The organism is Pseudoalteromonas shioyasakiensis, assembly GCF_001550135.1.
GTDB lineage: Bacteria > Pseudomonadota > Gammaproteobacteria > Enterobacterales > Alteromonadaceae > Pseudoalteromonas > Pseudoalteromonas shioyasakiensis.
In genome coordinates, this window is the sequence record NZ_LRUE01000016.1 from 200,607 (window position 1) to 211,698 (window position 11,092).

Genomic DNA, 11,092 nt, shown 5'->3' on the forward strand with positions numbered 1-11,092 from the left:
TACCTGAATTTCAGGCTTAACTTTAAAAATGATATAGAGTGAGTTTCAAAAAAGTGCTTAGTTATCAAGCGCTTTTTGCTCTCTAAAATAATTCTTTCCTAAAACAATCAGAATGCCAATTAAAATCCCAAATAAGGCCCCTACAACACATATAAGCGCTCTTTTTGGACTTACTCTTTCTTCAGGAACTAATGCTGGATCGATAGTTTTGAAAACATACTCATCTCGAACTTCAGCGAACATAATTGTTTTAGCTTGTTCCTCAATAAGCTTAAAAAGTACAGTTTTAATATCTGCAACTTTTGTATTTTCAATTTGTTGCTTTAAAAACTCAGTGCTTTTAATTGCCTCGGCTACATCTCGCTCTTTCATCTCTTTGTTAATATCTTCGATGAGCCAAATTACCCATTGTTGGGCTATGTAGGGCGAAATATGTTCCACAGAAATTGTAATCATACCAGTGTCTTTTGAAGAATTTACGTAGACAATCTCTTTAAATTCTTTATAAGCTTCTTGTAGTGATGGCTTTGGCTTAAATGGAGGGTTAACATCTCTGACCCAAGTCTTTGTTTTGGCATCATAGATATCTTCATCGTAGGATATAGTATTGGCTTCGTATGACCAGCTTTCAGCAGCCATTAAATCTAGCAAAATATTATGTCGCTCAATGAACTCACTTGTAAATTTTCTAGATTTCAATACTTCAATTGCTAATGCTGACTTATCAGAAGAACCTGCTCCTAAATCAATTCCAGCCATACTAGCTAGACCACCAAATTGACCAGCTAATGCAGCTAAACCACCTTCTCCTTGACCACTATCAGCAGGAGAAAGCAGAGCTTCTGATTTATAAATATTTGGAAGGCTAAGCGCTAAAGCAACAGATAAACATGTAAAAATAACGGCTACTATTGCAATTGTTAACTTGCCTTTCCAAATAGTTAAGAAAAAACCTTTAAGATCTACGCCTTCATCTTCAGCATACATACTTTGTTGAATATTCTGTGAATCCACACTTCTTTCCATTGGTAAGTTATCTCATTTATTTAAAGTTACTAAAATTAAATGCTCGGTAACTATTAAATTAAATACTGCTAATAGCGGCTACTGCTACACCCAACTGATATACAATTTGTGTTGCTGTACTCCACAAGGTTAAGTTATCCATGTAATCTGAATTCAGAGGTACAACAATGGTATCACCCGCTTCAAGTGTGTTTATGTCATTTACAGCAAACCAACTACCAGTGGATGGAATTTTCACAGAGCCGTTTGCTTTGATGATATAAATACGCTCATCAGCTGCGCGCTCTTTTAAGCCGCCACTAAGGTCAATGTAATCGTCAACTGTGATACCTTGTTTGAATAAATGCGAGGTTGCATAATTAACTTCACCTATAACACTAATTGAATCACGCTTACTTGGTACATATAGGGCATCACCATCTTGTAAAACGAGCTTTTGCTTATCTTCAACAATTAATGGTAAATCAATGACTAGTCGACCTACAGCCTCAACACTTGAGAGATCATTTAACAGCTTATTCATTTCATCATAAGACAGAGTACTGCTACTTACTGAGTTTTCGAAACTTTTTGACGCAATATCACGGCGCAAATCTTCAGAAAGTTTTGCAAGTTGCTGTTGCTCTTGTTTGCGAATTGCTTCACGAGTGAAGATAGCTGCATTAGGCGCGGCAAATTCAGAAAAACCACCTGCACGTTCAAGTAAATTGCTTAATGTTTCGCCACGACGAATTGTGTAAACGCCAGGGAATTTAACTTCCCCTCTTAATTGAACTTTCACGTTCTCTTGCCAGTTAGGGATAGAAAAAATATTTATACTATCTTTACTTCGTAATGCGATATTTTCACCATTACTACCTAGCATTGCTGCTTGCAGGTTAAATTTAATGTGTTTAACCTTTGACGCATCACCATTCATTATGCGAGTGATCTCAGCTTGCTCTGTGTAAGCAGATTCAAGTAAACCACCTGCAGCAGCTATCAAATCGTTTACTTCACTGTTAACTGTAAGCGGATATACACCTGGGTAGGTTACGTGACCATTAATTTCTACAAGTTGCATCGCCACAGAAACTGAAGCTTGTTGTTTAAGTTTTGAAATAATTGGCTTTAATAAGCTGTAACGACTAAATACTGCATAATCTTCTGGTGATAATTTCTTGGTACCAGTACCCAATCTACCCTTAGAGATATCTTCAATTGATTTTGCATTGTCGCGTTCTAATTTAGGACTATCAGCTGAACCTGTAACCCCAATATATTTTTCAAATTCTCTTTGCTGGTATTCGTGCCATTGCTTGACTTTATATTGCTGCTGTTGCTGCTCTTCAGTCAGCGCCATATTCGCAAGAGCACTTTCTTCCGCTTGCTTATCCTGGTAGCGGCTAAACACAAATAACTTATCGTTAGCTTTCAATTCTAGATCATGCTCAGCAGCCTTAACAATTGCTTGTGCAATATCAAATTGAAAAACTTGAATATCACCTGCTACATTAACTTCACGAACAAGTAATCCGTAACCTAAATCAGCCTGAGGCAGCAAGTCACCACGCACTGAAGTTAGAACGTCTGAGATGTGTTTACCTTGATGCCATTGATAATGACCCGGACGTGCAACAGCACCAATTAAACTAATACTGTTTTGATATTGAAAGCTCACTGGATTAAAACGAATACGATCGCCATCGCGAGGAGTGTAGTTAATTTGATTGCTACTAAAGTCAATTGATAATACTTCTTTCATATTATTGTTATTGAAGCGTTCAACAATTGCTTTTTTAGCGTAAGCTTGCGGCTTTAAACCACCCGCCATTTTTAATAACTGTGCTGCTGTTTCACCTTTTTTTAGCTCAAAAATAGCAGGGCGTTTGACCAAACCTTCAACAGCGACTTGTGAGCCAACTGATGGGATAAAAACCACATCGCCAGGCTTTAAAATAATATCGTTGCTGCTATCACCGTTGATTAAAAGATCATACAAGTCAAAGTTTGCAACAACCTTGCCCGCACGTTTTACTTGAATATTACGCAGTGAAGCAATATCAGATACCCCACCACTAACAAATAGGGCATGCGATACGGTAGTCAGTGATGAAACAGAATAACTACCCGGTTTGTACGCTTCACCAAGCACTAGCACACGAATGCTACGAAGTTTGCCTACTGAAACAAATGCTTTAATACCAATTACTTCTTGTTCAACTTTTGCTTTGATTAACTCTTTGACTTCTGCAAAAGTCAGACCCGCCACTTGAACAGGACTTAAATTTGGAATGCTGATACGCCCTTCGCGGTCAACAACAACTTCATAGCTCTCGCTTTCTTTACCGTAAAAGTTGATGTTAAGTGTATCGCCACGACCAATTAAGTAGGTGTCGGGAACTGCTGCATTCTCGCTTGGCATAAATGATGTAGGCTCGCCAGCAAATAAGTCGTAACCAAAAGGCTTTACTTCATCAACTTTCGGAGCAAAGCGTTCTTCATCAGTTAATGGCTCATCATTTTGCTCTAGACGAGGTTGAACTGTAGGTTCTTGCTCAGCAGATTCACTTGAAGACTTTTTACCTGTAATGGTCGATAAGTCGACACCATACTGCTTTGCTAGCGCTTCTTGCTGTGCTCTAGGAAGCTTTTTAAATTGTTCGATTTGTGCGGCTGTAGGGGTAAAAGCCAATACTGATGCGGAAGTTAACAGCAAAAAAGTAATGAAGAGTCTTTTAAATAACATCACAGGTAGGGATATCCATAGTTCTACAGTCAAAAAGATTGTCTATTCTACCTGAAAATTACAGAAATAAAAAAGGGACTTTCGTCCCTTTTTGTCATTAAATTGTCAACACAACGATTTATTTAGTTAAAAACTGTAAACTAGCGTTAGTGACGTTTCTGTATCTGTGTTTTCTTTATCATCAGCAACATCTGAGTTGTGGGTGATGTTGTAAGCTACTTTCATTTGTAGTGAGCCATTGATTTTAGCTAGAATTGCAGATTCTGAACGTGTTTTAGTATTGGTATCACCATATTCAACTGATACTAATTGAGTAAAACGTGCGCTGTCTGAAATTTGCCAGTTGTAATCAACTTTACCTAAGGCGATTGCTTCCCCCTCACGCTCACCTGCAAGTGAATTACCGTTGTCATCAACTTCTGTGCTGTCATCAGGATATTGGAAGTACTTATAACCTGGACCAATTTCAGCGTTAAGCCACATGTCAGAACGGTCGATTAAACGTAAACCATAACCCGCTGAGATTACCGATTCGTTGCGATATGCACCAAAGTAATCAGATACGTGCGAACCGTAGATGAATAAGTGTGAATGCTTTTCGTTTAATTTATAGTTACCTTGCGCTGAGATTGAGTACTTTTCGTTGGTACGCTGTGTTTCTTTAACACCTTGGTCGTTTTCGATCTCATCTTCTTTGTAGATGCCGTCTAACTTGTACTCGTTATTCCAGTTTTCTAAGTTATGTAAAACCTTAACACCACCTTTTAGAGTTGTTGTTTCAGTGTTACCACTTGTAATAATGGCACCTAGTTCACTGGTTACATCCCAAGTTTTGGTTTCATCTGCTGCGAATGCGCTAGTTGCAGCACTTGCTGCAACTAGAATTGATAATGCTTTTAATTTCATTAAAAAATAACCTTTACTACTTGTACGTTAGACTTATTAGTCTTCTTTGTGCAAATGAACATCCATTTGCGGAAATGGGATTGTGATGTTGGCATCGTCTAATGCGATCTTAATGTTTTCCATTAAGTCGAAATACGTTGGCCAGTAATCAGCTGAGTTAACCCATGGGCGAACTACAAAGTTTACGCTTGAATCTGCAAGCTCAGATACTGCTACTGTGTATGCAGGGTCTTTTAGTAAGCGCTCTTCTTTATCTAAAACTGATTTAAGAACTGCTTTTGCTTCTTTAAGATCTGCATCGTAACCAACACCGATTACTAAATCGATACGACGAGTTGATTCACGAGAGAAATTTGTAATTGGGCTGCCCATAATTGATGAGTTAGGCATGATAATTACTTTGTTGTCTGGTGTACGTAATTCTGTAGAGAAAATTTCGATTTTCTTAACTGTACCCGCTTTTCCACCTGCTTCTACATAGTCACCTGATTTGAAAGGACGAAGTAAGATGATTAAAACACCTGATGCAAAGTTAGATAGTGAACCTTGAAGTGCTAAACCTACTGCTAAACCAGCCGCACCTAAAATAGCAATGAATGAAGTAGTTTCAATACCTAATTGAGATAGTGCCATTAAGATTGTTGCAGCAAATACAATTGCATAGACAATACTAGCAACAAATGAACCTACAGCTTTATCGACTTTCTTTTTATCAAATGCTTTTTCAGTTAAGCCTTCGCAGAATTTAGCGATGCGACCACCGATGAAGAAGATGATTAGCGCTAGAACCGCCTGAACGGCGTAATGTATGATTAAACCTGAATTCTCGTTGATCCAGTTCATTATTGTATCCATGTTCTCTCCTGAAGTTCATTTGTAGCATCACGCTGTACAAATTATATATGATCTTTGGTTAAAAAATCATTAAATTACGCATAAAACTACGAAATGAGTATTTGCTCAATTACAAAAGCCGCAAGTCTAATCTGCGAAACTGAACGCGAGCTGACCAGTGATGGTTTTCTGAATTTTCTGAGGCAAATAAGTTTTTTCTACTTTTTTCAATTTAGGGCTTCACAAGCCAACCTTAATTATGTAATATGCGCGCCACACCAAACAAGGTGTATCTCAGTGGCGGCTGTAGCTCAGTTGGTAGAGCCCCGGATTGTGATTCCGGTTGTCGTGGGTTCAAGCCCCATCAGTCGCCCCACTTCTCCCCCTTTGTAAATCCATATATTTTCCTAAATATTGTCTACTTCAATCTCAAGACTTAGTTTAATCTTCGATACCTGTTTTCAGATCTAAAAGCCGTCAGCTTTCAGCTGTCAGTTTTGAGCCGAACTGTGTTGTTTGATCGCAATATACATTCCCCTTCAGATAGTGTTGAATGTAAGACGCGCCAAGCAAGCGTGACGCCTACAATGTAGGAAGTACTCTAGTGCCGAAGTCTCTAAGATAATTCACGGCTAAAGCCCTCCTACGAGACAAGAGCAGCGAGATGCAGGGGAATGTAGGCGTGAAATTTATTTCGCGCGAAATGTTAGCAGCAGTGCCGTGTTTGAGACGCGCCAAGCAAGCGTGACGCCTACGATGTAGGAAGTACTCTAGTGCCGAAGTCTTTAGGATAATTCACGGCTAAAGCCGCTCTCTCGAGGTACTAGATGCGGGGTATTGTAGGCGTGAAATTTATTTCACGCGAAAGCCTAGCACCTAGAGCCTACCCCCTAATACCTAGCGCCTAATGCCTAGCCCCCTAATACCTAGCGCCTAATTTTTTCAAACCCCAAACAAAAAAATGCCACCTTTCGGTGGCATTACACACGGGATTATTTCTATTTACTAGAAATGCTTTTCAAAGTCCAAGGCGGTGCGCTTTACACCCAACCTCAAACTCATAATTACTTCCAACTTTTCATCTTGTGACCTTTAACAGCATAGAAAAGTATGAATAAATAACAAGGCAACATCACAATATAAGCCATTTGTTGTGCTTCTGCGCTTTTTACGCCGCCACTTGCTAAGCCCCAAAATAATGGACCAAACGCTCCACCGGCTATACCCATAACGAGCAGACCAGAGCCTACACTAGTTAGCTTGCCTAAACCAGATAATGCTAACGGCCAAACTGCAGGCCAAACAATGGCATTAGCAAAGCCTAGCACAGCAATGAGTAATAAGGTATCAGGCAGTACCGATTTTAGGCCAAATAATGTTGATATAAATACAGTTTCATTGCTACCAGTGACTATCGCTAGAGTTAACACACAACCCAATACCGCTGAAATTGTCAGCGCTGTTTGCTGCGATAACACTCTTGGGATAAGTAAAATCCCTAAAAAGTAACCCAACACCATACAACCCATAGTGTACGATGTCATAACACTGTATTTTTCAACACCTAAAGACAACGCAAAGCTACCAATGGTGTCACCTGCTATTACTTCAACTGCCACATAAACAAAAAGTGCCACAATCCCTAAGGCAAGACTCGGATGGCTCAGCGCTTCTTTTACCTGCCCCGGTTTTTGTTCATCAACGTCGTCATCAATTAACTCTGGTAATGGCATTTTAGTAACTGCAAAGCCGAGTATACCAATAAAAATAGCCATCCCTAAATACGGTAATATTAAGCCATTGGCCATTGCATCAATATCAGTTTGGCTAAGCTCTTTACCTACAAAGCCTTTAAAATCGCTGAGTATCAGTGCGGTAAACACAATCGGCGCAACAACACCTGCACCTTTATTTAATATACCCATAATACTAACGCGAGCCGCGGCTGATTCTTCTGGGCCGATTCTTACTACGTATGGGTTAACCGCTGTTTGTAATAACGTTTGCCCGGCTCCCATAACAAGTTGAGCGAATAAAAACAGTGCAAAAATTTGCGTTTTTGCAGCAGGAATAAACAGTAAACCTGCCACCATCATGGTCGCCATACCCAGCGCCATACCGTTTTTATAACCTACCTTTCTGATGATCATCGCCGAAGGTAAAGCCGTAAAAGTCACGGCGATATAAAACGAGAAAATAATCAGCGATGCCTGAAAAGGTGAAAGCTGCAAAATTTGCTGTAAAAATGGCATCAGTGAACCATTTAACCATGTAGCAAAACCCAGTATAAAAAACAGCGTTGCAACAATCGCCATAGGCACAACACTGCTTTGTTTATTCATTTCAGACATAACATTTCCCATAACAGCACAGTTCGACTCTACAGCGCTGCTGATTCAGATGATTATATAAAAGAGATATTAAATATTTATAACACTATCGCAACAAAAATGACAGCGCTGACATATTTCTTTTAGATACCGTAGGTGTGAAATTTATTTCGCACGATGAATTTTGATTAGCCGTCAGCTTTCAGCTATCAGTTTTGAGCGAACGGTGTTGAATGTAAGACGCGCCAAGCAAGCGTGACGCCTACGAGTTGCGGGGTATTATAGGCGTGAAGTTTATTTCGCGCGAAGTTTTTAGGCCGCCAGATTTTAGTCAGACGCGCAAGCAAAAATGACGCCTACGCTTTGCTGTAGGCGTCACATTTATTCATCGCAAAAACATTACTCACCAACAACGGTCACGCGGCTGGTTTGTTTTGCGTTTAAGCGAGTTCGTAGCGCAACTTTTGCATTGTTATCTACCTTCACTGGCTCAACGTAAGTTTGCCAGCTTTGGCCGTTGTCTAGGCTGTATTCAATGCTCAAATATGCAAATGCGCTATTGGCATACAATTTACCATCTTCAATCACACCGCCCGGTACTGGTAAATGCAGCTCGATGCCATCTTTAGCTAACTTATCAAGCTCTTTTAAGCCTACAGCACTTGAGAACTCAGCCCAGTCTTTTGCTTGTTTTTTACTATCGACGTTTTCGCCTTCCCAATCAGCTTTGTGCCATGCGCGCTCTGCCACTGACAAAATACGCGGGAAGATCATTGCTAATACTTGCTCTTCAGTACGGATTGTTTCTGACCATACCTGACCTTGCATACCCAGAATGTTCTCTGGTTTTTCAAGTTTAGGTAACGGGCGACCCACCAACGCTTCTAAATTAACGATTGGCTCACGAGTGCGGGTGTAGTCAGCATTGGCATACACGTCATCAGGCATGTAATTAAAGGCTTTTTTAGTATCTGTGTAACGAGTGGCCCAGTAATAACCACGCTCTTCAGGGCTTGCTTCGTATGGGTGGTCAAAGTACAAATGCGTACCGTGTGATAACACCACTTGATAACCGGCATTTGCTAGGCGGTATGCTCTATCGGCAACGCCCCATTCCCAAATGTTATCCCAAGTATTTACGGTAAAGGTTTTGTTAGGGAACTCATCACGTTTAAACGAATTTTCGCGGTCATACATGATGCCATCCTCCCAAATACCCGGAGAAATACCGCGTTTTTCAAGTAAGGTTGCAACACGTTGTGTGAAATAAGGTTTTAAATCAGCCGGGCCAGCTACACCGTTATTAGGATCGGCAAATAACGCCTGACAGATTGGCGAGCCTATCCACGAACCAGCACCGACTTCATCACCACCAATATGCAGGTTCTTTAACTGCACACCTGCTTCGCGGTACATTTGCTGAAGTTCATAAGTCACTTTATCTAAAAATGCGTAGGTTGAGTCCATACACACATTCATTGAGTTATCTTTGTAGTTTTGTACCGTCATATACACAGAGGTATCTTTGGGATCAGTAAGCAAATATTGCGTTGCTGGCCCCATATCTATGTGTTGAATTTCTTTGTTTGCAGAGCGCGTTTTAATGTTGTTTTTAGCGGCTTTCTCAGCTTCTTCTAACATATTGTGATAACGTGCTTCCATCGCTTTGATTGAGGCACGTGCATGACCTGGGCCTTCAACTTCAGGGATGATTTGAATGTGGCGGTCTTTCGCAAACTTTAATAGCTCAACAAACTCATCACGTTTCAAATAACCATTACCTGAACCCGATTTAAATGGCCCAGTGCCAAGCTGAGTTAATAAGCAATCGCGTTCTTCTAAATCAAAGCAGCGATAGCCACCAACGTCTGTGAGCTCTGGTAAGCCTGGGATCTCCAGTCGCCAACCTTCATCTTCTGAAAAGTGCCAGTGTAGCTTATTCATTTTATAGCGAGCCATTTGCTCAACCAGCTTGAACATGGCTTCTTTGCCATGATAGTTACGACCATTATCGTAATGCATACCACGCCAACCATAACGCGGTGAGTCTTCAAGTTCTAACTGCGGTAAGCTGGCACTGCCTTGGCTATTTGCAGGAATGAGGTTCAATAAGCTTTGCATCGCATAAAACACACCTGCGTTATCGCTACCTACGATATTGATCACTTCATCATCAATCTCTAGGGTGTAGCTTTCTGCTTTTGCATTATTGAGTTTAGGGTCAACTTTTAAGCGAATTACTTTGTCTTTGCCGACATTGATATGATCAGGCTGAGCTTTAAGGCTAATGCCATAGTCATCTTGCAAGTCTTGCATAAACACCATAACTTCGTGCTTAAGCTGACCTTGATAACTGATTTGCCAATTATTGTTTAACGTTGCGCTGCCACGATTAAAATCGACTTTACGAGGCTTAGGAATAATACGCTTTAAAGCATCCTCTTTACTAACCGACACCTTGTCAGTGCTATTACGCTCGAAACGTACTTTTGCCGTTGCTAAAACCGATAAATCTTTTGGCTCATTGTAACGGCGTAACTGATTTTCACGGGTAAATGGCGTCACAAACTGTTTAAAGTCTTCAGTGTCGGTGTTGGCAAATACGGCTGGTTTATTCTTACCCGAAACAAAAAATGCCCGTGGCATAAAGTCACTGTAAGCTACAATCCATACTTGCGCATCAAACGGCAACTCTAAACTTTCACCTTTACCTAAACCTTCAAATTCGCTCGTTGGTACGATGCGGTGTAAGTCACCATTAACGTGTTCAATATTCAGGCCCGCGACATGCTCGGTTGAGATTTTACGAACTGAGTGAATATAAAGCTGCCAATCGCTCTCGCCTGCAGGCAACGCCACATCAGAGCCATTATTGAGGGTAATTTTTCCTAAAAAGCCCGCATCTTTATTACGAAAGTTATCTTCTACCGAAAACAGCAGTTCGGTACCTTTCGCAAACTGATCAACTTGCGATTGAGTTAATGCTGCACTTGCCATTAAAGGCGCAGTCGCTAGCATTACCGCGAATAGTGACTTCTTAAAATCCATTACTTTCTCCTCGTTTAAGCCCTGAGTGTACGGTATTTCTGCGTACTATTTTTCATTTTTGTTAATAATTCGTTCCTATCATATAAAAACTAAAATGACAGCGCTATCATTTTATGAAAAATAAAGGTGAGGAGTTAACTATCAGCTATCAGCTATCAGCTATCAGCTATCAGCTATCAGCTATCAGCTATCAGCTATCAGCTATCAGCTATCAGCTATC

Annotated in this window: 6 protein-coding genes and 1 tRNA gene; 1 reads left to right on the plus strand and 6 read right to left on the minus strand. The window is 40.5% G+C overall.

Annotation, left to right across the window (positions count from 1 at the left end; genetic code table 11):
* Window positions 1-57: 57 nt before the first annotated feature.
* The 4 genes from PASHI_RS13765 to PASHI_RS13780 form a co-directional block, all read right to left on the minus strand.
* On the minus strand, window positions 58-1,026 hold the full coding sequence (locus PASHI_RS13765; protein ID WP_062566059.1) for a Wzz/FepE/Etk N-terminal domain-containing protein: 969 nt from the start codon (window positions 1,024-1,026) through the stop codon (window positions 58-60).
* Window positions 1,027-1,084: 58 nt separating this feature from the next.
* Entirely contained in the window at window positions 1,085-3,754 is a 2,670-nt protein-coding gene (locus tag PASHI_RS13770) for an SLBB domain-containing protein (RefSeq protein WP_156426494.1), read from the minus strand.
* Window positions 3,755-3,880: 126 nt separating this feature from the next.
* Complete coding sequence (locus PASHI_RS13775) at window positions 3,881-4,660, minus strand: DUF481 domain-containing protein (RefSeq protein ID WP_062566061.1); 780 nt, start codon at window positions 4,658-4,660, stop codon at window positions 3,881-3,883.
* Window positions 4,661-4,696: 36 nt separating this feature from the next.
* Window positions 4,697-5,515, minus strand: a complete 819-nt coding sequence (locus tag PASHI_RS13780) for a mechanosensitive ion channel family protein (RefSeq protein WP_054563554.1) — start codon at window positions 5,513-5,515, stop codon at window positions 4,697-4,699.
* A 279-nt stretch (window positions 5,516-5,794) separates the two neighbouring features.
* Between PASHI_RS13780 and PASHI_RS13785 the strand changes: the two genes are divergently transcribed.
* A tRNA-His gene (locus tag PASHI_RS13785) sits at window positions 5,795-5,870 on the plus strand.
* Window positions 5,871-6,558: 688 nt separating this feature from the next.
* Here PASHI_RS13785 and nagP read toward each other — a convergent pair.
* Window positions 6,559-7,845 carry an N-acetylglucosamine MFS transporter NagP gene (gene nagP / locus PASHI_RS13790; protein WP_095209730.1) on the minus strand — a complete coding sequence of 429 codons (1,287 nt, stop codon included), beginning with the start codon at window positions 7,843-7,845 and terminating at the stop codon, window positions 6,559-6,561.
* A 378-nt stretch (window positions 7,846-8,223) separates the two neighbouring features.
* Window positions 8,224-10,872 (minus strand): family 20 glycosylhydrolase, encoded by a 2,649-nt coding sequence (locus tag PASHI_RS13795; RefSeq protein ID WP_062566062.1) that lies wholly within the window; start codon window positions 10,870-10,872, stop codon window positions 8,224-8,226.
* Window positions 10,873-11,092 lie beyond the last annotated feature (220 nt).

Bases quoted from the DNA above. Each gene is read 5' to 3' on its own strand.
- PASHI_RS13765 (WP_062566059.1), bottom strand. From the start codon at position 1,026: ATGGAAAGAAGTGTGGATTCACAGAATATTCAACAAAGTATGTATGCT.
- PASHI_RS13770 (WP_156426494.1), bottom strand. From the start codon at position 3,754: ATGTTATTTAAAAGACTCTTCATTACTTTTTTGCTGTTAACTTCCGCA.
- PASHI_RS13775 (WP_062566061.1), bottom strand. From the start codon at position 4,660: ATGAAATTAAAAGCATTATCAATTCTAGTTGCAGCAAGTGCTGCAACT.
- PASHI_RS13780 (WP_054563554.1), bottom strand. From the start codon at position 5,515: ATGGATACAATAATGAACTGGATCAACGAGAATTCAGGTTTAATCATA.
- nagP (WP_095209730.1), bottom strand. From the start codon at position 7,845: ATGTCTGAAATGAATAAACAAAGCAGTGTTGTGCCTATGGCGATTGTT.
- PASHI_RS13795 (WP_062566062.1), bottom strand. From the start codon at position 10,872: ATGGATTTTAAGAAGTCACTATTCGCGGTAATGCTAGCGACTGCGCCT.